Origin of the sequence: Pseudomonas nitroreducens, from assembly GCF_010994165.1 — a bacterium.
In the GTDB taxonomy this organism is placed as follows: Bacteria; Pseudomonadota; Gammaproteobacteria; order Pseudomonadales; family Pseudomonadaceae; genus Pseudomonas; species Pseudomonas nitroreducens.
Map to the genome: position 1 here is coordinate 149,982 of NZ_WMBX01000004.1, position 18,784 is coordinate 168,765.

At 65.6% G+C, this 18,784-nt stretch carries 20 protein-coding genes and 1 pseudogene; 18 read left to right on the top strand and 3 right to left on the bottom strand.

Features of this window, described 5'->3' with window-relative positions; translation table 11 throughout:
• Nucleotides 1-6: 6 nt before the first annotated feature.
• The 8 genes from GJV37_RS18265 to GJV37_RS18300 all read left to right on the top strand — a co-directional run bounded on the left by GJV37_RS18265 (nt 7) and on the right by GJV37_RS18300 (nt 9,336).
• Entirely contained in the window at nt 7-828 is an 822-nt protein-coding gene (locus tag GJV37_RS18265; RefSeq protein WP_170857993.1) for an SPOR domain-containing protein, read from the top strand.
• A 134-nt stretch (nt 829-962) separates the two neighbouring features.
• A complete protein-coding gene (hslV, locus tag GJV37_RS18270; RefSeq protein ID WP_037013407.1) occupies nt 963-1,499 on the top strand; it encodes an ATP-dependent protease subunit HslV in 537 nt (178 codons plus the stop codon).
• Between the two features lie 29 nt (nt 1,500-1,528).
• The gene (gene hslU, locus GJV37_RS18275) at nt 1,529-2,869 is read left to right on the top strand and encodes an ATP-dependent protease ATPase subunit HslU (RefSeq protein ID WP_084358347.1); all 1,341 of its coding nucleotides are present in this window, start codon (nt 1,529-1,531) and stop codon (nt 2,867-2,869) included.
• A gap of 93 nt (nt 2,870-2,962) precedes the next feature.
• Nucleotides 2,963-3,334, top strand: a complete 372-nt coding sequence (locus GJV37_RS18280; protein WP_024766503.1) for a gamma-butyrobetaine hydroxylase family protein — start codon at nt 2,963-2,965, stop codon at nt 3,332-3,334.
• Between the two features lie 513 nt (nt 3,335-3,847).
• Nucleotides 3,848-5,527, top strand: a complete 1,680-nt coding sequence (gene phaC / locus GJV37_RS18285) for a class II poly(R)-hydroxyalkanoic acid synthase (protein ID WP_065086261.1) — start codon at nt 3,848-3,850, stop codon at nt 5,525-5,527.
• Nucleotides 5,524-6,528, top strand: a complete 1,005-nt coding sequence (gene phaZ, locus GJV37_RS18290; protein WP_226045854.1) for a poly(3-hydroxyalkanoate) depolymerase — start codon at nt 5,524-5,526, stop codon at nt 6,526-6,528. The genes phaC (GJV37_RS18285) and phaZ overlap by 4 nt, the downstream gene beginning before the upstream one ends.
• Nucleotides 6,529-6,859: 331 nt before the next feature.
• The gene (gene phaC, locus GJV37_RS18295) at nt 6,860-8,542 is read left to right on the top strand and encodes a class II poly(R)-hydroxyalkanoic acid synthase (RefSeq protein ID WP_084358349.1); all 1,683 of its coding nucleotides are present in this window, start codon (nt 6,860-6,862) and stop codon (nt 8,540-8,542) included.
• Nucleotides 8,543-8,721: 179 nt separating this feature from the next.
• Nucleotides 8,722-9,336, top strand: a complete 615-nt coding sequence (locus GJV37_RS18300; RefSeq protein ID WP_024766499.1) for a TetR/AcrR family transcriptional regulator — start codon at nt 8,722-8,724, stop codon at nt 9,334-9,336.
• A 78-nt stretch (nt 9,337-9,414) separates the two neighbouring features.
• On the opposite strand, the gene GJV37_RS18305 is transcribed toward GJV37_RS18300, so the two are convergent.
• The 3 genes from GJV37_RS18305 to GJV37_RS18315 all read right to left on the bottom strand — a co-directional run bounded on the left by GJV37_RS18305 (nt 9,415) and on the right by GJV37_RS18315 (nt 11,195).
• Nucleotides 9,415-10,329: a phasin family protein gene (locus GJV37_RS18305; protein WP_170857995.1), complete on the bottom strand. Its 915-nt coding sequence runs from the start codon at nt 10,327-10,329 to the stop codon at nt 9,415-9,417.
• Between the two features lie 10 nt (nt 10,330-10,339).
• Nucleotides 10,340-10,750, bottom strand: a complete 411-nt coding sequence (locus tag GJV37_RS18310; protein WP_024767450.1) for a phasin family protein — start codon at nt 10,748-10,750, stop codon at nt 10,340-10,342.
• A 169-nt stretch (nt 10,751-10,919) separates the two neighbouring features.
• On the bottom strand, nt 10,920-11,195 hold the full coding sequence (locus tag GJV37_RS18315; RefSeq protein WP_170857996.1) for a polyhydroxyalkanoic acid system family protein: 276 nt from the start codon (nt 11,193-11,195) through the stop codon (nt 10,920-10,922).
• 150 nt (nt 11,196-11,345) lie between these two features.
• Here GJV37_RS18315 and ubiE point away from each other — a divergent pair, with 150 nt between their 5' ends.
• The 10 genes and pseudogenes from ubiE to GJV37_RS29835 form a co-directional block, all read left to right on the top strand.
• Nucleotides 11,346-12,128 carry a bifunctional demethylmenaquinone methyltransferase/2-methoxy-6-polyprenyl-1,4-benzoquinol methylase UbiE gene (ubiE, locus tag GJV37_RS18320; RefSeq protein WP_170857997.1) on the top strand — a complete coding sequence of 261 codons (783 nt, stop codon included), beginning with the start codon at nt 11,346-11,348 and terminating at the stop codon, nt 12,126-12,128.
• On the top strand, nt 12,125-12,751 hold the full coding sequence (locus tag GJV37_RS18325; protein ID WP_240967190.1) for a ubiquinone biosynthesis accessory factor UbiJ: 627 nt from the start codon (nt 12,125-12,127) through the stop codon (nt 12,749-12,751). The genes ubiE and GJV37_RS18325 overlap by 4 nt, the downstream gene beginning before the upstream one ends.
• Nucleotides 12,748-14,358, top strand: a complete 1,611-nt coding sequence (ubiB, locus tag GJV37_RS18330; RefSeq protein ID WP_170857999.1) for a ubiquinone biosynthesis regulatory protein kinase UbiB — start codon at nt 12,748-12,750, stop codon at nt 14,356-14,358. Before GJV37_RS18325 ends, ubiB begins: the two co-directional genes overlap by 4 nt.
• 83 nt (nt 14,359-14,441) lie before the next feature.
• Nucleotides 14,442-14,855, top strand: coding sequence for a phosphoribosyl-AMP cyclohydrolase (gene hisI / locus GJV37_RS18335; RefSeq protein WP_024766215.1), 414 nt, complete (start codon nt 14,442-14,444; stop codon nt 14,853-14,855).
• Nucleotides 14,845-15,183, top strand: coding sequence for a phosphoribosyl-ATP diphosphatase (locus GJV37_RS18340; protein WP_065086256.1), 339 nt, complete (start codon nt 14,845-14,847; stop codon nt 15,181-15,183). Before hisI ends, GJV37_RS18340 begins: the two co-directional genes overlap by 11 nt.
• A gap of 24 nt (nt 15,184-15,207) precedes the next feature.
• Nucleotides 15,208-15,456, top strand: coding sequence for a twin-arginine translocase TatA/TatE family subunit (locus GJV37_RS18345; protein WP_024766217.1), 249 nt, complete (start codon nt 15,208-15,210; stop codon nt 15,454-15,456).
• A gap of 3 nt (nt 15,457-15,459) precedes the next feature.
• Complete coding sequence (gene tatB, locus GJV37_RS18350; RefSeq protein ID WP_037018266.1) at nt 15,460-15,972, top strand: Sec-independent protein translocase protein TatB; 513 nt, start codon at nt 15,460-15,462, stop codon at nt 15,970-15,972.
• On the top strand, nt 15,969-16,766 hold the full coding sequence (gene tatC, locus GJV37_RS18355; protein WP_024766219.1) for a twin-arginine translocase subunit TatC: 798 nt from the start codon (nt 15,969-15,971) through the stop codon (nt 16,764-16,766). Before tatB ends, tatC begins: the two co-directional genes overlap by 4 nt.
• Complete coding sequence (locus tag GJV37_RS18360) at nt 16,763-17,470, top strand: 16S rRNA (uracil(1498)-N(3))-methyltransferase (protein ID WP_169889965.1); 708 nt, start codon at nt 16,763-16,765, stop codon at nt 17,468-17,470. Before tatC ends, GJV37_RS18360 begins: the two co-directional genes overlap by 4 nt.
• 186 nt (nt 17,471-17,656) lie before the next feature.
• Nucleotides 17,657-18,649 (top strand): annotated as a pseudogene (locus GJV37_RS29835) (methyl-accepting chemotaxis protein); the annotation flags it as partial.
• Between the last annotated feature and the right edge of the window lie 135 nt (nt 18,650-18,784).

The following is an 18,784-nucleotide window of genomic DNA, read 5'->3' on the forward strand; positions in this document are numbered from 1 at the left end:
GCACCCATGGCGAAGAAGAAACCCGCTCCCAAGCGCGGCGCCAGCCGCTACCAGGCCCCGGCCAAGAAGACTTCGGTCCCCGGCTGGGTCTGGCTGGTCGCCGGCCTGGCCATCGGCGGCTTCATCATGTTCCTGATGAAGCTGGAGCCGGGTCGCAACGACGTCAAACGCGAGAAGGCGGAGGCGCCCAAGTCCGTGGTCGGTTCCAACAAGCCCTCCGGCACCGTGCAGCCGCAACAGCCGGCCGCGCCCACCGGGGTGAGGCCCAAGTACGACTTCTACACCCTGCTGCCGGGCTCGGAAGTCGCCGTGCCGCCGGAGGCCGTGCCGCCGCCCACCCAGCCTGCAAAACCGCAGACGCCGCCGACCGTGGTCGCCACCAAGGAAGAAGCCGAGAAGATCGACACCCAGCGCGCCCTGACCGCCCTGAGCGGCCAGACTCCGCCACCGCCCGCAGTGGTCAAGCCGGCAACGCCCGCCACGCCGCCAGCAACCCAGGTCGCGACGGCGCAGAAGCAGGCGCTGCCGCAGGCTCCGGCCAGCGATACCACGCCAGCCAAGCCGACACCGCCGCCGGCCGTAGCGGCCACGCAGTACTACCTGCAGGCCGGCTCGTTCCGTAAGCAGACCGACGCCGACCACCTGCGCGCGCAGATCATCATGATGGGCCAGAACGCCCGCGTGGAGTCCGGCACGGTGCGCGACGAAACCTGGTACCGCGTCATGGTCGGCCCCTACGGCGACCGCGCCAAGGCCTCCGCCGCGCAGAAGCAACTGGCCGGCAACGGCTTCAGCAACCTGCTGTTACAGCAGCGCCAGACCCGCTGATTCCAAGGCCCGCACCGACGAGTGGCGCGTGAAATGCGCACTGCTCGTCCGGTGCAGGACTTGAACCCCGCCGACCGAGTCCCCATCTGACTCTGCATTCGGGCACATCGCCCCGCTAGTGTGGAGTAAGACCCTTGACCACCATCGTATCTGTCCGCCGCAATGGCAAAGTCGTCATGGGCGGCGACGGCCAGGTTTCCCTGGGCAACACCGTGATGAAAGGCAACGCGAAGAAAGTCCGCCGCCTGTACCACGGTGAAGTACTGGCCGGCTTCGCCGGCGCCACCGCCGATGCCTTCACCCTCTTCGAACGCTTCGAGCAACAGCTGGAAAAACACCAGGGCCACCTGGTGCGCGCTGCCGTCGAGCTGGCCAAGGACTGGCGTACCGACCGTTCCCTGAGCCGCCTGGAGGCCATGCTGGCGGTGGCCAACAAGGATGCCTCGCTGATCATCACCGGCAACGGCGACGTGGTCGAACCCGAGCACGGCCTGATCGCCATGGGTTCGGGCGGTGGCTTCGCCCAGGCGGCCGCCATGGCGCTGCTGCAGAAAGCCAACGACGAGATGAGCGCCCGCGAAATCGCCGAGACCGCGCTGAACATCGCCGGCTCGATCTGCGTGTTCACCAACCAGAACCTGACCATCGAGGAGCTCGACAGCGCCCTCTGAGGCGTTGTCGCTCCGGAGTAACCCGTCAAATGTCCATGACTCCCCGCGAGATCGTCCACGAACTCAACCGCCACATCATCGGCCAGGACGACGCCAAGCGCGCCGTCGCCATCGCCCTGCGCAACCGCTGGCGGCGCATGCAGCTGCCGACCGAACTGCGCGCCGAGGTGACGCCGAAGAACATCCTGATGATCGGCCCGACCGGCGTCGGCAAGACCGAGATCGCCCGTCGCCTGGCCAAGCTGGCCAACGCGCCGTTCATCAAGGTGGAAGCGACCAAGTTCACCGAGGTCGGCTACGTCGGCCGTGACGTCGAGTCGATCATCCGCGACCTCGCCGATGCCGCGATCAAGATGCTCCGCGAGCAGGAAGTGCAGAAGGTCAAGTACCGCGCCGAAGACGCCGCCGAAGAGCGCATCCTCGACGCCCTGCTGCCGCCGGCGCGTACCGCCGGTTTCGGTGACGAGCCGGCCCGCGAGGACTCCAACACCCGCCAGCTGTTCCGCAAGCGCCTGCGCGAAGGCCAGCTGGACGACAAGGAAATCGACATCGAGGTCGCCGACATTCCTTCGGGCGTGGAAATCATGGCCCCGCCCGGCATGGAGGAGATGACCAACCAGCTGCAGAGCCTGTTCTCCAACATGGGCAAGGGCAAGCGCAAGAGCCGCAAGCTGAAGGTCGCCGAGGCCATGAAGCTGATCCGCGACGAGGAAGCGCAGCGCCTGGTCAATGAAGAAGACCTCAAGGCCCGCGCCCTGGAAGCGGTGGAGCAGAACGGCATCGTCTTCATCGACGAGATCGACAAGATCGCCAAGCGCGGCAATGTCGGCGGCGCCGACGTCTCCCGCGAGGGCGTGCAGCGTGACCTGCTGCCGCTGATCGAGGGTTGCACCGTGAACACCAAGCTGGGCATGGTGAAGACCGACCACATCCTGTTCATCGCCTCGGGCGCCTTCCACCTGTCCAAGCCTAGCGACCTGGTGCCGGAACTGCAGGGCCGCCTGCCGATCCGCGTCGAGCTCAAAGCCCTGAGCCCGAGCGACTTCGAGCGTATCCTCAGCGAGCCGCATGCGTCGCTGACCGAGCAGTACACCGCGCTGCTGAAGACCGAAGGGCTGGACATCGAGTTCGCCGCCGACGGCATCAAACGCCTCGCGGAGATCGCCTTCCAGGTCAACGAGAAGACCGAGAATATCGGTGCCCGGCGCCTGCACACCCTGCTCGAGCGCCTGCTCGAAGAGGTGTCCTTCGACGCCGCCGACCTCGCCAGCGAACACAGCGACAAGGCCATCGTGATCGACGCGGCCTACGTCAACGGCCACCTGGGTGAACTGGCCCAGGACGAGGACCTGTCGCGCTACATCCTGTAAGCGGATCGATGCCACAGCAACGGGGCGCCTCAGGGCGCCCCGTTTATTTTCAGCCGGCGCTACAATGCCGGGATCGCCGTTCAGGAGCCGTCCATGCGCATTCCTTCCGCCATCAAGCTGCACAAGGCCTCGAAGAAGCTTTCGCTGACCTATGGCGACCAGTCCTACGATCTGCCCGCCGAGTTCCTGCGCGTGCATTCGCCATCGGCGGAAGTCCAGGGCCACGGCAACCCGGTGCTGCAGGTGGGCAAGCTGAATGTCGGCCTGAGCAACCTGGAGCCGGCCGGTCAGTACGCGCTCAAGCTGACTTTCGACGACGGCCACGACAGCGGACTGTTCACCTGGGACTACCTCTATGAGCTGTGCGTGCGCCACGACGAGATGTGGGCCGACTACCTGGCGCAGCTGGAGAAAGCCGGCAAGTCGCGAGACCCGTCGGAGTCCGTGGTCAAGCTGATGCTCTGAGCCTCCCCGCGCCACTGCTTTTCTGCAGGAAGGGGAACGCCCAGTCCTCGTTCGCGAATAGCCCCGCTGCGGAATCGGTTCGCTAGCAAGCTCGCTCCTACAGGTCGTTCGCCCCGTTCCCGCTCCACCCTTGGCACCAACCTTCGTCGGGCAATCGCCCAGGGCACGCCATTTGCAACATTCCTCCGGCAGACTGCTGTTCGCGTGGCCGCTGTCAGGGAGTTGGCGAGATCCCCCGCTCTAGGGCGCGTTTTCTAACTTTTCCCGACATACTTCCAAGAGAAGGCCCACGCTGCACCAGCTTGCGCGGCGAAGGAAACTCGGGTAACCAAGGCAGTGCAATGTACGGAGTTACAGTGCACAGAGCGTGGTCACCTGAAGTTCCAGTGATGCCGCCAAGTAGATGAATCGCGTGGAGCTGTCTCCACGTTCCGCAACCCCGAGCAGTACCTGGCCTCATGTCACGAAGGTGAGCCCCGCCAGTATGCGTCTCAGGACAATGGAGCGTCGCCGATGACCCAGAAGAACAACAGCGATCTACCCCAGCAAGCCGCGGAAAACACACTTGCCCTGAACCCGGTGATCGGGATTCGCGGCAAGGATCTGCTCACCTCTGCCCGCATGGTGCTGCTGCAAGCGATCAAGCAGCCCTTCCACAGCGCCAAGCACGTGACCCACTTCGGTCTCGAACTGAAGAACGTGCTGCTCGGCAAATCCGAACTGAAGCCGTCGGACGACGACCGCCGTTTCAACGACCCGGCCTGGAGCCAGAACCCGCTCTACCGCCGCTACCTGCAGACCTACCTGGCCTGGCGCAAGGAGCTGCATACCTGGATGGGCGAGAGCGACCTGTCGCCCCAGGACATCAGCCGCGGCCAGTTCGTCATCAACCTGATGACCGAGGCCATGGCACCGACCAACACGCTGTCCAACCCGGCAGCGGTCAAACGCTTCTTCGAGACCGGCGGCAAGAGCCTGCTCGACGGTCTCACCCACCTGGCCAAGGACCTGGTGAACAATGGCGGCATGCCCAGCCAGGTGAACATGGACGCCTTCGAGGTCGGCAAGAACCTGGCCGTGACCGAAGGCGCCGTGGTGTTCCGCAACGACGTGCTGGAGCTGATCCAGTACAAGCCGATCACCGAGAGCGTGCACGAGCGCCCCCTGCTGGTAGTGCCGCCGCAGATCAACAAGTTCTACGTCTTCGACCTGTCGCCGGAGAAGAGCCTGGCGCGCTTCAGCCTGCGCAACCAGATCCAGACCTTCATCGTCAGCTGGCGCAACCCGACCAAGGCGCAGCGCGAGTGGGGCCTGACCACCTACATCGAGGCGCTCAAGGAAGCCATCGACGTGGTCCTGAAGATCACCGGCAGCAAGGACCTGAACATGCTCGGGGCCTGCTCCGGCGGCATCACCACCGTCACCCTGCTGGGCCACTACGCGGCGCTGGGCGAGAACAAGGTGCACGCCTTTACCCAGATGGTCAGCGTGCTCGACTTCGAACTGGACACCCAAGTCGCCCTGTTCGCCGACGAGAAGACCCTGGAAGCCGCCAAGCGCCGCTCGTACCAGTCCGGCGTGCTGGAAGGCAAGGACATGGCCAAGGTGTTCGCCTGGATGCGTCCCAACGACCTGATCTGGAACTACTGGGTCAACAACTACCTGCTGGGCAACGAGCCGCCGGCCTTCGACATCCTGTTCTGGAACAACGACACCACGCGCCTGCCGGCCGCGCTGCACGGCGAGCTGGTGGAGATGTTCAAGACCAACCCGCTGACCCGCCCCGGCGCGCTGGAAGTCTCCGGCACGCCGATCGACCTCAAGCAGGTCACCTGCGATTTCTACTGCGTGGCCGGCCTGTCCGACCACATCACGCCGTGGGAAGCCTGCTACCGCTCCGCCCGCCTGCTGGGCGGCAAGTGCGAGTTCATCCTGTCCAACAGCGGGCACATCCAGAGCATCCTCAACCCGCCGGGCAACCCCAAGGCACGCTTCATGACCGGCCCCGACCTCTCCGTCGACTCCAAGACCTGGCAGGAAAACTCCAGCAAGCACGCCGACTCCTGGTGGCTGCACTGGCAACAATGGCTGGCCGAGCGCGCAGGCAAGCTGAAAAAGGCACCGACCGTCCTGGGCAACAAGGCCCACCCGGCTGGCGAAGCCTCCCCCGGAACCTACGTACACGAACGATGAAAACAGAACTCCTCCCGCAAGCCGGCGCCGTGGACGACGCCAACTCCCCAGAATCGTCGACGGCCGTGGAAGTGGCCGCGCCGACGAGCCGGCGCGCACGCAGCAAACGCAGCGGCGAGGAGATCCTGCCGAGCAAGGCGCCGGCGGCGCAGCCCTTCGAGTTCCGCACCATCGAACTCGACGGGCAGACCATCCGCACCGCCGTGCGCCCGGGCAAGAAGCACATGACGCCGCTGCTGATCTTCAACGGCATCGGCGCCAACCTCGAACTGGTGTTCCCCTTCGTCGCCGCGCTCGACCCGGACCTGGAGGTGATCGCCTTCGACGTTCCCGGCGTCGGCGGCTCGTCCACACCCAGCACGCCGTACCGCTTCCCCGGCCTGGCCAAGCTGGCCGCGCGGATGCTCGATTACCTGGACTACGGCCAGGTGACCGCCATCGGCGTGTCCTGGGGCGGCGCCCTGGCGCAGCAGTTCGCCCATGACTATCCCGAGCGCTGCAAGAAGCTGATCCTCGCCGCCACTGCCGCTGGCGCGGTGATGGTGCCGGGCAAGCCCAAGGTGCTCTGGCGCATGGCCAGCCCGCGGCGCTACATCCAGCCGTCCTACGGTGTGCACATCGCGCCGGACATCTACGGCGGCGCCTTCCGCCGCGATCCCAAGCTGGCCATGGCCTTCGCCAGCAAGGTCCGCTCGTCCGGCAAGATGGGCTACTACTGGCAGCTGTTCGCCGGCCTCGGCTGGACCAGCATCCACTGGCTGCACAAGATCCGTCAGCCGACGCTGATCCTCGCCGGCGACGACGACCCGATCATCCCGCTGATCAACATGCGCATGCTGGCCTGGCGCATCCCCAACGCCGAGCTCCACGTGATCGACGACGGCCACCTGTTCCTGGTGACCCGTGCCGAAACCGTGGCGCCGATCATCATGAAGTTCCTCCAGGAGGAACGGCAGCGCGCTGTCATCCACCCCCGGCCATTCACTCCCAAGGCCAGCTGACGGATCACGGCTTCGTCACAGTTCGAGGTCATCCTGCCTTGACCGATCGCTGCGCAGGCACTTTTTTTAAAGAGCCGAACAACAAACAGGCGTGTTCACGGGTATCGACACGTAGCGCCTGAATCGGGACAGCGCTGCGGCCACCCTCACCGGTGTCCGCAGGGCAACCCGGCTGCTGATCCGCTGCCCTGTTTTCGGGCAGTTTCCTCTCGCGTCGATACCCGTGCACATCCCTCGAACCGGCGACAAGCGTCTGGAACGGGCTCCTCGCGAGTCCGGTACAGCCCTTGCTTCGCCTTTGGCAGGTCGGACCCTTTACGGAGTGCTGTTCATGCGAGAGAAAGCTGAGCCTGGTAGCGTCCCCGTTCCCACCCAATACATGAATGCGCAGAGTGCGATAGTCGGCCTGCGCGGCAAGGACATGCTGTCCACCCTGCGCATGCTGGCGCTGCAGGGCGTGCGCCAGCCGATGCATTCGGCGAAGCACCTGGCGGCGTTCGGCAAGCAGGTGGGCAAGGTGCTGATCGGCGACTCGCCGCTGCAACCCAACCCGCAGGACGCGCGCTTCCAGGACCCGTCCTGGCGGCTGAACCCGCTGTACCGGCGTACCGTGCAGGCCTACCTGGCCTGGCAGAAGCAGCTGCTGGCGTGGGTCGACGAGAGCGATCTGAAGCCCGACGACCGCGCCCGCGCGCGGTTCCTGCTGTCGATCCTCTCCGACGCCGCCTCGCCGTCCAACACGCTGCTCAACCCCCTGGCGGTGAAAGAGCTGTTCAATACCGGCGGACAGAGCGTCCTCAAGGGCGTGCAGCATCTGCTCGACGACCTGATGCACAACGGCGGCATGCCCAGCCAGGTCAACCGCAGCGCCTTCGAGATCGGCCAGAACCTGGCCACCACGCACGGTGCCGTGGTGTTCCGCAATGAGGTACTGGAGCTGATCCAGTACAAGCCGATGGGCGAACACCTGCATGCCAAGCCGCTGCTGATCGTGCCGCCGCAGATCAACAAGTTCTACATCTTCGACCTGTCGCCGGAGAAGAGCTTCGTCCAGTACGCCCTGAAGAATAACCTGCAGGTATTCATGGTCAGCTGGCGCAACCCCGACGCGCGTCATCGCGAATGGGGGCTGTCGACCTACGTCACGGCGCTGGATGAAGCCATCGAGGCGTGCCGCTCCATCAGCGGCAGCCGCAGCGTCAACCTGATGGGCGCCTGCTCCGGCGGCCTGACCATCGCAGCCCTGCAGGGCCACCTGCAGGCGCGCCGGCAACTGCGCAAGATCGCCAGCGCGACCTACCTGGTCAGCCTGCTGGACAGCCAGGTGGAAACTCCCGCCGCGCTGTTCGCCGACGAGCAGACCCTGGAGAGCAGCAAGCGCCGTTCCTACCAGCACGGCGTTCTCGACGGCCGTGACATGGCCAAGGTGTTCGCCTGGATGCGCCCCAACGACCTGATCTGGAACTACTGGGTCAACAACTACCTGCTGGGCAAGCAGCCGCCTGCCTTCGACATCCTCTACTGGAACAACGACAACACCCGCCTGCCCGCCGCGCTGCACGGCGACTTCCTCGACTTCTTCAAGCACAACCCGCTGGCCCGCCCCGGCGCCATGGAGGTCAACGGCAGCGCCATCGACCTGAAGAAGGTGGCCGTGGACAACTTCCACGTCGCCGGCATCACCGACCACATCACCCCGTGGGACGCGGTGTATCGCTCGGCTCAACTGCTGGGCGGCGACAGCCGTTTCGTGCTGTCCAACAGCGGGCACATCCAGAGCATCCTCAACCCGCCGGGCAACCCCAAGGCCTGCTATTTCGAGAACGGCAAGATCAGCTCCGACCCGCGCGCCTGGTACTACGACACCAAGCGCCAGGAAGGCAGCTGGTGGCCGCTGTGGCTGGAGTGGATCCAGCAGCGCTCGGGCGAGCGACGCCCGGTGAGCTTCGAGCTGGGCAACGCCGAGCATCCACCGAAAGAGGCCGCGCCGGGAACGTACGTGCACGTACGCTGAGCGCGGCAACCCGATACGGGTTGCCCGCCCCACCTCCACAGCTGGCACCGTAAAGGCTCTTGCAGGATGGGGGGACGCAGCGCAAAGAACACTCCGTGCAGAAGTTTGCCGCGCAGCCATTGGCAGCCACCCTCCCCACGGCTATCGTCGGCTCCACCGCGGCTGGAACAAGAACACGGATGAAAACGCGCGACCGGATTCTCGAATGCGCCCTGCAGCTGTTCAACGAGCAGGGCGAGCCCAACGTTTCAACCCTGGAGATCGCCACCGAACTGGGCATCAGCCCGGGCAATCTCTATTACCACTTCCACGGCAAGGAGCCGCTGGTGCTGGCGTTGTTCGAGCGCTTCCAGGACGAACTCGCGCCACTGCTCGACCCGCCCGAGGACGTGCGGTTGGGCGCCGAAGACTACTGGCTGTTCCTGCACCTGATCGTCGAGCGCCTGGCGCACTACCGCTTCCTCTTCCAGGACCTCTCCAACCTCTCCGGAAAGCTGCCCAAACTGGCCCGCGGCATGCGCGCTTGGCTCAACCAGCTCAAGCGCACGCTGGCCACCCTGCTGGCGCAACTCAAGGCGCAGGACGAACTGCTCAGCGATACAGAGGCCCTCGGCCAACTGGTCGAGCAGATCACCCTGACCCTGCTGTTCTCGCTGGATTACCAGCGCATCCTCGGCCACGAGGGCGATGTCCGCCACGTGGTGTTCCAGGTGATGATGCTGGTGGCGCCGCACCTGCGCCCCGACTCGCAGCTGATCGCCGAGCGCCTCGCCAAGCGCTACCTCGCCCCCTGACTTTTCCCCGCAAGCTTTTCCCTTGGGAGAATGAAAACGCCCGGCACGAGGCCGGGCGTGGGTGTTGCAGCAGACCGGTCAGGCCTGGGACGACGGCGTTGCCGGAGCGGCAGCGGACGGCGTCACGGCCGGCGCGGCGGCAGGGGCCGACGGTGCCGGGGTGGCGGCCGGAGCGGTTGCCGGCTTCGGAGCAGCCGGCTTGGCGGCGGCCTTGGGTGCAGCGGGTTTCTTCACGGCGGGCTTCTTCGCCGCGGCCGGCTTGGCTGCAGGTTTCGCAGCGGCAGGCTTGGCGGCAGCAGCCGGTTTCGCCGCAGGCTTGGCTGCCGGCTTCGCAGCGGCTTTCGCAGCAGCGGGCTTGGCGGCCGGTTTGGCAGCAGGCTTGGCCGCGGCCTTGGCAGCCGGTTTCGCAGCAGCCTTGGCAGCCGGCTTCGCAGCGGTTTTCGCGGCGGGCTTGGCAGCCGGTTTGGCAGCAGGCTTCGCAGCGGTCTTGGCCGCCGGCTTGGACGCTGCGGTCTTCACAGCGGGTTTCGCGGCTGCTTTCGCTGCGGGTTTGGCGGCGGCCTTGGCGGCCGGTTTGGCGGTCTTGACGCTGACGCCGGTGAGTTTCTCGATCTGCTTGGTGAGGCTGTCGACCTTGCTGTGCAGGTCCTTCACTTCACGGCTGCTCGGTACGCCCAGGCGCGAAATCGCGCTGTTCAGGCGCTTGTCGAAGGCCTCTTCCAGCTCGCCCCACTTGCCGATCGCGGCGCCCTTGACGGCATCGACGCGCGCCTTCGCGGAACGGGTGGAAGTCTTCACCGCACCCTCGACTTCGGTCTTGGCCAGTTTCTCAGCCTTCTCGCCGTCCTTGACCAGGGTCTCGAACACCTTGCTGCCGTCCTTGCTGACCTTCGAGTAGGCCCCCAAGCCAGCCAGCCAGATCTGCCGCGAGTATTTCTCGATCTCGCCGATCCAACTGGACTCTTTTTTATCGGTAGTTTTTTTGCCAGCCATCCTGCTCTCCTTATTGGGTTCTCGCGACACGCTCGAGCACTGCGCTCAGCTCATCCAGCTTAGCAGAGAGCGCCTCCACATCACGCCTGGAGGGAATTCCGATTCGATTGAGGGCGGAGGCGACACGCGCATCGAACGCTTCCTCGATCCTGTCGAAGTTGAGCTTGGCTTTGACGCTGTGCAGGCGACCCTTGACGCTGTCGTTGGCGGCGTCGATCTGGGTGTTCACCAGGTCACGGCCTTTCTTCTCCACGGACTCGCCCGACTTGACCAGTTCCTTGAAGTACTCGCTGCCTTCCTGGCCCACCTTGGCGTAGGTGCCCAGGCCCGCGAGCCAGATCTGCCGCGCGTAGTGCTTGGCATCGGAGTAGAGGGAGGATTCGAGTTCTACGACTTTCTTCTTGCTGACAGCCTTGGCCATGGTGGCACCTCACAGGGTTCTGATTCGATGATGTCGAACAGTTGCCCGCGAAAGGCGGGACTGTGGGCCAAGGTATCGGGGAAAATTAGAAAACACATACCAGGCTTTGTAGGAAAGCCGGCACCGCCCGAAAGCGGCCTGGCCCCGCAGGGAGCGGGGCCGCAAGGTATCAGGCCAGCGCCTTGTCCAGCGCGCGCTCGATCTCGCCCTTGAGCAGGCCGCCCATGGCCGAGAGCATCAGGCCCAGCTTCACGTCGACCGCGACCTTGTCCGCGCCCACTTCGATGCGCCCGTCCACGCCACTGCGCTTGAACAGCAGGGTGTCGCCCTGCCACTCGCTGCTCACGCCGTGCTCGCGGCCGAGCTTGTCGGCGAGCTTCTCCGCCTTGGCGCGGGCGGTTTCGAGGCCGAGGGAGTGGGAACGTTCGACGTGGATACGGGACATGCTGGAACTCCGCGAGTGACTGACTTTCCAGATGATACGCGCCGCGCCGTATCGCCGCACCCCGGCACCCCTCTTGCGGCGGCGAGCGGGGCGGCGTTTTCTCCGCATCCTGTTAGAATGCCCGCCACTGACTTCCAGGGTAGAAATGCCATGAGCGAACCGCGCAAGCCCCAAGCCGGCCAGGACAGCGCCGATCCCACCACGCACTTCGGCTACAAGACCGTGCGCGAGAGCGAGAAGGCCGAGAAGGTCGCCGAGGTATTCCACTCGGTCGCCGCCAAGTACGACCTGATGAACGACCTGATGTCCGGCGGCATCCACCGTCTGTGGAAGCGCTTCACCATCGAGCTGTCCGGCGTGCGCGCCGGCAACCGGGTGCTGGACATCGCCGGCGGCACCGGCGACCTGACCCGCCAGTTCTCCCGCCTGGTCGGCCCGACCGGCGAAGTGGTGCTGGCCGACATCAACGCCTCGATGCTCAAGGTCGGCCGCGACAAGCTGCTCGACAGCGGTGTCGCCGGCAACGTCAACTTCGTCCAGGCCGACGCCGAGAAGCTGCCGTTCCCCGACAACTACTTCGACGCGGTGACCATCGCTTTCGGTCTGCGCAACGTCACCCACAAGGACGAAGCCATCCGTTCCATGCTGCGGGTGCTCAAGCCCGGCGGCCGCCTGCTCGTGCTGGAGTTCTCCAAGCCCACCAGCAGCCTGCTGTCCAAGGCCTACGACGCCTACTCCTTCACCCTGCTGCCGCTGATGGGCAAGCTGGTGACCAACGACTCAGAGAGCTATCGCTACCTGGCCGAATCGATCCGCATGCACCCCGACCAGGAAACGCTGAAGTCGATGATGGTGGAGGCCGGTTTCGACCGCGTCACCTACCACAACATGACCGGCGGCGTGGTCGCCCTGCACCGCGGCATCAAGCCCTGATGACCCTGCTCCTGCAGGCCGCCCTGGCCAGCGCCGAAGCCACCGTCAACCGCGTGCTGCGGCTCGATGGCGTGGCGCTGAAGCGCCTTGGCCGGCTCGCCGGCAAGGTGCTGGAAGTGGACTGCCAGGCGCCCGCGCTCAGGCTGTTCATCCTGCCCGACGCCGACGGCCTGCACCTCGCCGCGCACCACGAGGCGCAGGCCGACTGCACCCTCGTCGCGCCGGCCGGCAGCCTGCTGCAACTGGCGCTGGCCAAGGACAAGACCCGTGTCCTGCACAGCCCAGAAGTGGCCATGGGCGGCGACAGCGCGATGCTGCTGGAGCTGGCCGATATCCTCCAGAGCCTGGAGCTGGACTGTGAGTATGAAGTCTCCCGCTGGCTCGGCCCGGTGCCCGCGCACCTGCTCGGCGCGCGCCTGCGCGGCGGCATGGCCTGGGCCGGCGACAGCCTGGAAAGCCTGCGCCTGAGCCTCGCCGACTACCTCGCCGAGGAGAGCCGCAGCCTGGTCGGCCAGCACGAAGCCGAAGCACGCTTCGCCGAGCTGGACCAGTTGAAGATGTCCCTCGACCGCCTCGACGCGCGGATCACCCGCCTGACCCAGAAGATCAAACCCGACGCATGAAGCTGCTCGCCTTCCGCCGCCTGCTGCGCATCCAGCGCGTAGCCATCCGCTACCGCCTGGACGACATGGTCCTCGAACTGCCCTTCCTGCCGTGGTGGCTGCGCCTGCTGGGCGGTTTGCTGCCCTGGCGCTGGCTGCCGCGCAAACCGCTGGAGCTCAGCCGTGGCGCACGCATCCGGCTGGCGCTGGAAGACCTCGGGCCGATCTTCATCAAGTTCGGCCAGATACTCTCTACCCGCCGCGACCTGTTGCCCGACGACATCGCCCTGGAGCTGGCCTTCCTGCAGGACAAGGTGCCGCCCTTCCCGCCGGAACAGGCAGTGGCACTCATCGAACAGCAGCTCGGCGCGAAGATCGAGCAGGTGTTCTCCCGCTTCGAGCGCGAACCGCTGGCCTCCGCCTCGGTGGCGCAGGTGCACACCGCGCAGCTGAAGAGCGGCGAGGACGTGGTGGTGAAGGTCATCCGCCCGAACCTCGAGCCGGTAATTCGCTCCGACATCGCCTGGCTGCACATCCTCGCCCGCACCGCCGAGCGCATCTCCGCCGACGCCCGCCGCCTGCACCCGGCCGAAGTGGTCAGCGACTACGAGAAGACCATCTACGACGAGTTGGACCTGCTGCGTGAAGCGGCCAACTCCTCGCAGCTGCGGCGCAACTTCGAAGGTTCGCCGCTGCTCTACGTGCCCCAGGTCTACTGGGACTGGTGCCGCCCCAAGGTGCTGGTGATGGAGCGCATCTACGGCATTCCGGTGACCGACCTGGAAACCCTGCGCGACCAGCGCACCGACTTCAAGGCGCTGGCAGAGCGCGGTGTGGAGATCTTCTTCACCCAGGTGTTCCGCGACAGCTTCTTCCACGCCGACATGCACCCCGGCAACATCTTCGTCAGCACCCGCACGCCCTGGAGCCCGCAGTACATTGCGGTGGACTGCGGTATCGTCGGCAGCCTCACCGACGAGGATCAGGACTACCTGGCGCGCAACCTGATCGCCTTCTTCAAGCGCGACTACCGCAAGGTCGCCCAGTTGCACATCGACTCGGGCTGGGTGCCGGCGGAAACCAAAGTCAACGATTTCGAGGCGGCGATCCGCACCGTGTGCGAGCCGATCTTCGAGAAGCCGCTCAAGGACATCTCCTTCGGCCAGGTGCTGCTGCGCCTGTTCCAGACCGCGCGGCGCTTCAACATGGAAGTGCAGCCGCAGCTGGTACTGCTGCAGAAGACCCTGCTGAACATCGAAGGCCTGGGCCGCCAGCTCTACCCGGAGCTGGACCTGTGGACCACCGCGCAGCCCTACCTGGAACGCTGGATGCGCGAGCGCATGAGCCCCGGCACCCTGCTGCGCAACGCCCAGCAACATATCGAGCAGTTGCCGCACCTGGCGCAGATGACCCGCGAGACGCTGGAGCGGCTGTCCCACGATCCCGCCCCGGACAAGCGCCTGGTCGTCGAAACCCGCGGCCCCGGCGCGGCCGCCTGGCCGGCGCGGCTGATCGGCGCGGTGCTGGTCGCCGGCGCCGCCGAAACCGGCCTCGCCACCCACAGCCTCGCCGCCTGGCCAGCCTGGGCGATGCTGGCCGGCGGTCTGTATCTGATTCTGCGCCGATAGCCAGTCGCCCCACTGACTGGCACACTTAAGCGTTGTATACAGTGGCTCCGGGCACAGAGCGTGCCCGCTGTACGGAACCCGAGATGAAAGACTGGCTGGACGAAATCAAGTGGAATGCCGATGGACTGGTGCCGGCGATCGCCCAGGACCATCGCACCGGCCGCGTGCTGATGATGGCCTGGATGAATCGTGAGGCCCTGGCCCTCACCGCCGCCGAGAACCGCGCCATCTACTGGTCGCGCTCGCGCGGCAAGCTCTGGCGCAAGGGCGAGGACTCCGGGCACGTGCAGAAACTGCACGAGCTGCGCCTGGACTGCGACGCCGATGTGGTGATCCTGATGGTCGAGCAACTGGGCGGCATCGCCTGCCACACCGGCCGCGAGAGCTGCTTCTACCGGGTGTTCGAGAACGGCGCCTGGCAGACCGTCGACCCGGTCCTCAAGGACCCGGATGCCATCTACTCCCACGTAGGTACAGGAAAACCCCATGAGCACTGATACCCTCGCCCGTCTGGCGGAAGTCCTCGAAGCGCGCAAGAATGCCGCACCGGACAGCTCCTACGTGGCCAGCCTGTATCACAAGGGCCTGAACAAGATCCTGGAGAAGGTGGGCGAAGAGTCGGTGGAAACCATTCTCGCCGCCAAGGACGCCGCCACCAGCGGTGACTGCACGGACCTGATCTACGAAACGGCCGACCTCTGGTTCCACTCCCTGGTGATGCTCGCCGCCCTTGGCCAGCACCCGCAGGCAGTACTGGACGAGCTGGACCGCCGCTTCGGTCTTTCCGGGCATGACGAAAAAGCCGCGCGCCAACCGTCGGCCTGATACGAACAACTCGAGGAGAACAAGATGGGCATCTTTGACTGGAAACACTGGGTCGTCATCCTGATCGTCGTGGTCCTGGTCTTCGGCACCAAGCGCCTGAAGAACCTCGGCTCGGACGTCGGCGAAGCCATCAAGGGCTTCAAGAAGGCGATGAACACCGAGGAAGACGAGAAGAAGGACCCGAACGCCGCTGCCGGCACTCCGCCGCTGAACCAGCCGCACACCATCGACGCCCAGGCGCACAAGGTCGAAGAGCCGGCGCGCAAGGACTGATTCATGTTCGGTATCAGCTTCAGCGAACTGCTGCTGGTAGGGCTCGTCGCCCTGCTGGTGCTCGGCCCCGACCGCCTGCCGGGCGCCGCGCGCACGGCCGGCCTGTGGATCGGCCGGCTCAAGCGCAGCTTCAACGCCATCAAGACGGAAGTGGAGCGCGAGCTGGGCGCGGATGAAATCCGTCGCCAGCTGCACAACGAGCACATCCTGCAGATGGAACAGGAAGCCAAGAAGCTGATGGCGCCGCTGACCGACCTGCAAGACCAGGCCCGGGAAGCCTTCAATCCGCAGCAGCCGGCCCAGCCCGAAGGCCAGGACGCGCCCGCTGAACCGCCCGCGGCGCCGACCATCGCGCCCAATAGCCGGCTGAACAGCCTGCCGGGCGCGGGTATTGCCCCGCCTGCCGCTACGCAGCCGGCGCCTGCTGCGCCGCAGGCAACGCAAGCCGACCAGCCGAGCCAACCGACTGCCGCAAGCCAGCCGCCCGCTTCTTCCGAGACGCCGCGTACCCCATGAGCGCCGAAAAACCCGACCAGCCCGAACAAGACCAGGAAATGCCCCTGGTCTCGCACCTGACCGAACTGCGTACGCGCCTGTTGCGCTGCGTGGTGGCGATCTTCGTGATCTTCATCGGCCTGCTGTACTTCTCGCAGAAGATCTATGCGCTGGCCTCCGAGCCGCTGCGGCGCTTCCTGCCCGAAGGCGCGACCATGATCGCCATCGACCCGGCGTCGGCCTTCCTCGCACCGCTGAAGCTGACCATGATCGTCGCCGTACTGATCGCCATGCCGGTGATCCTAGGCCAGGTCTGGGGCTTCATCGCGCCCGGCCTGTACAAGCACGAGAAGCGCGTCGCCTTGCCGCTGCTGGCCTCCAGCATCGTGCTGTTCTACGCCGGCATGGCCTTCGCCTACTTCCTGGTGTTCCCGTTGATGTTCCACTTCTTCCTCGGCCAGGCCCCGGAAGGCGTGACGCCGATGACCGACATCAACAGCTACCTGGATTTCCTCACCCTGCTCTTCGCCTTCGGCGTGGCCTTCGAGATTCCTGTCGCCACCGTGCTGCTGGTGTGGATCGGCGTAGTCGACGTGGCCTACCTGAAGAAGATCCGCCCCTACGTGATCATCGGCTGTTTCGTCGTCGGCATGATCCTCACTCCGCCGGACCCGCTATCGCAAACCCTGCTGGCGGTGCCGATGTGGATGCTGTTCGAGGCCGGCGTGCTGTTCAGCCACCTGATCCGCAAGCGCGGACCGGAAACCGAGGAAGACGAATCCAAGGGCGACCAGCCGCCGGCCACCCGCCAGTGAATCTGCTGCTGCTCGACGATGCCGACTTCGTCGCGGCGGATCGCGTGATCCTGCGCGACCGCCGCCTGACCCACCTGCAGGAAGTCCACCGCGCCGAAAGCGGCGACCGCCTGCGCGTCGGCCGCCTCGGTGGCCTGATGGGCGAAGGTCGCCTGCTGCGCCTGGAAGCCAACGAAGCGGAGTTGCAGGTCAGCTTCGATCAGGCTCCGCCGTCCAAACTGCCGCTCACCCTGCTGCTCGCTCTGCCCCGCCCGAAGATGCTCCGCCGTGTGCTGCAGACCGTCGCCGCCATGGGCGTGCCGCGCCTGGTGCTGCTCAACAGCTACCGGGTGGAAAAGAGCTTCTGGCAGACGCCCTTCCTCGAACCCGCAGCAGTGCGGGAGCAACTGATCCTCGGCCTCGAACAGGCACGCGACACCGTGCTGCCCGAAGTGATCATCGAGAAGCGCTTCAAGCCCTTCGTCGAGGATCGCCTGCCCGCCCTCGCTGCCGGCAGCCTCGGCCTGATCGGCCACCCGGGCCCGTGGCCGGAATGCCCGCGGGCGCTGAGCGAACCGGTGACCCTGGCCATCGGCCCGGAAGGCGGCTGGATTCCCTATGAGGTGGAGAAGCTGCGCGAGGCCGGTCTGAACCCCGTGCAACTGGGCGAGCGCATCCTGCGCGTCGAGACTGCCGTGACCGCACTTCTGGCACGCCTGTTCTAACTTGAAATGGCTACAGGCCAGTAACCACGCGGCCTCCAGCGTGAACCACCAGTCAGAAAAGTAACTCGAAACACTTCAGTTCCAGGCAATCGAGCCGATATCTGGGCTACCGGTCGTCCCCCACTCTGCGCATTTCCCGCTCAGCCATGCGTACCGGCCTCGTACAACCCCTGGAGCGCCGCCTTCATGTTTCGCTGGTTCAACAACCTCAGTGTCAAACTCAAACTGGCATCGGGCTTCGGCCTGGTGCTGCTGCTCACCCTGCTGATCGCCCTCACTGGCTGGATCAACTTGAGCAATGTGATCAACCGCGGCGACAAACTCGGCGAGATTTCCGAGCTGGTGGCCATCGCCAAGGACCTGCGCATCGCCCGTCTGAAATTCCAGTCCACTCGTGCCCCGGAAGACGCCAAGGCGGTGCTCGATACGCTGGACAAGCTGGACCAGCGCCATCGTTCGCTGAGCGATAAGTTCACCGAGGCCGAGGACCGTCGCGTCATCGACCAGCAGCATGAACTGAGCATGGAGTACCGCAAGCTCTACGCCCAGCTGCTGAAGTCCTTCGAGGAGCGCGACGCCGCCAAGCAGGTGCTGGTCAGATCCGCTGGTGCCGTCAGCGAAGGCCTGCAGAAGGCCGAGCAGAAGCTGGTCACTGGCGGCAGCGCCGAGAGCCTGCAGCACCTGCAAGACCTCGCCGGCATTGGCCGCGCCGTCATGCAGGCGCGCCTGCAGGTCATGGCCTACACCAGTACCGACGCGCAGAACCTGGAGCAGCCCGCCTTCTCCGGGCTGCAGAAGCTGATCGACGGCGTGAAGAGCGACATGAGCACTTCGCCGGCCGAGCTGAACGACGAGTTCCGCGCCACCCTCGATGCGCTGGAGACTTACCGCAACGCGCTGACCAACTACCGCAACGAAGTCAACGACAGCCAGGCTGCCCGTGACCGCATGCGCGACAGTGGCCAGCAGATCGAGAAGCTGAGCAACGAGCTGACCACCACCCAGACCGCCAAACGCGACGCTGGCGTTGCCACTGCCAAGACTCTGCTGGGTCTGGCCACGCTGGTCGCCCTGGTGCTGGGCAGCATCGCCGCCTGGATCATCACCGGGCAGATCGTCAATCCGCTGCGCGACGTGCTGGGCCACGCCGAGCGCATCGCCGACGGCGACCTCTCCCGCGATATCCCCACCAACCGCCACGACGAGCTGGGGCAGTTGCAGAAGAGCATGCAGCGCATGAACCTGTCCCTGCGCGAGCTGATCGGCCGCATCCACGATGGCGTGACGCAGATCGCCAGCGCCGCCGAGGAGCTG

What these genes read in the sequence shown, in the direction of transcription:
- GJV37_RS18265 (WP_170857993.1), top strand. Translation starts at nt 7, where the DNA reads ATGGCGAAGAAGAAACCCGCTCCCAAGCGCGGCGCCAGCCGCTACCAG.
- hslU (WP_084358347.1), top strand. Translation starts at nt 1,529, where the DNA reads ATGTCCATGACTCCCCGCGAGATCGTCCACGAACTCAACCGCCACATC.
- GJV37_RS18280 (WP_024766503.1), top strand. Translation starts at nt 2,963, where the DNA reads ATGCGCATTCCTTCCGCCATCAAGCTGCACAAGGCCTCGAAGAAGCTT.
- phaC (WP_065086261.1), top strand. Translation starts at nt 3,848, where the DNA reads ATGACCCAGAAGAACAACAGCGATCTACCCCAGCAAGCCGCGGAAAAC.
- phaZ (WP_226045854.1), top strand. Translation starts at nt 5,524, where the DNA reads ATGAAAACAGAACTCCTCCCGCAAGCCGGCGCCGTGGACGACGCCAAC.
- phaC (WP_084358349.1), top strand. Translation starts at nt 6,860, where the DNA reads ATGCGAGAGAAAGCTGAGCCTGGTAGCGTCCCCGTTCCCACCCAATAC.
- GJV37_RS18300 (WP_024766499.1), top strand. Translation starts at nt 8,722, where the DNA reads ATGAAAACGCGCGACCGGATTCTCGAATGCGCCCTGCAGCTGTTCAAC.
- GJV37_RS18305 (WP_170857995.1), bottom strand. Translation starts at nt 10,329, where the DNA reads ATGGCTGGCAAAAAAACTACCGATAAAAAAGAGTCCAGTTGGATCGGC.
- GJV37_RS18310 (WP_024767450.1), bottom strand. Translation starts at nt 10,750, where the DNA reads ATGGCCAAGGCTGTCAGCAAGAAGAAAGTCGTAGAACTCGAATCCTCC.
- GJV37_RS18315 (WP_170857996.1), bottom strand. Translation starts at nt 11,195, where the DNA reads ATGTCCCGTATCCACGTCGAACGTTCCCACTCCCTCGGCCTCGAAACC.
- ubiE (WP_170857997.1), top strand. Translation starts at nt 11,346, where the DNA reads ATGAGCGAACCGCGCAAGCCCCAAGCCGGCCAGGACAGCGCCGATCCC.
- ubiB (WP_170857999.1), top strand. Translation starts at nt 12,748, where the DNA reads ATGAAGCTGCTCGCCTTCCGCCGCCTGCTGCGCATCCAGCGCGTAGCC.
- hisI (WP_024766215.1), top strand. Translation starts at nt 14,442, where the DNA reads ATGAAAGACTGGCTGGACGAAATCAAGTGGAATGCCGATGGACTGGTG.
- GJV37_RS18340 (WP_065086256.1), top strand. Translation starts at nt 14,845, where the DNA reads ATGAGCACTGATACCCTCGCCCGTCTGGCGGAAGTCCTCGAAGCGCGC.
- GJV37_RS18345 (WP_024766217.1), top strand. Translation starts at nt 15,208, where the DNA reads ATGGGCATCTTTGACTGGAAACACTGGGTCGTCATCCTGATCGTCGTG.
- tatB (WP_037018266.1), top strand. Translation starts at nt 15,460, where the DNA reads ATGTTCGGTATCAGCTTCAGCGAACTGCTGCTGGTAGGGCTCGTCGCC.
- tatC (WP_024766219.1), top strand. Translation starts at nt 15,969, where the DNA reads ATGAGCGCCGAAAAACCCGACCAGCCCGAACAAGACCAGGAAATGCCC.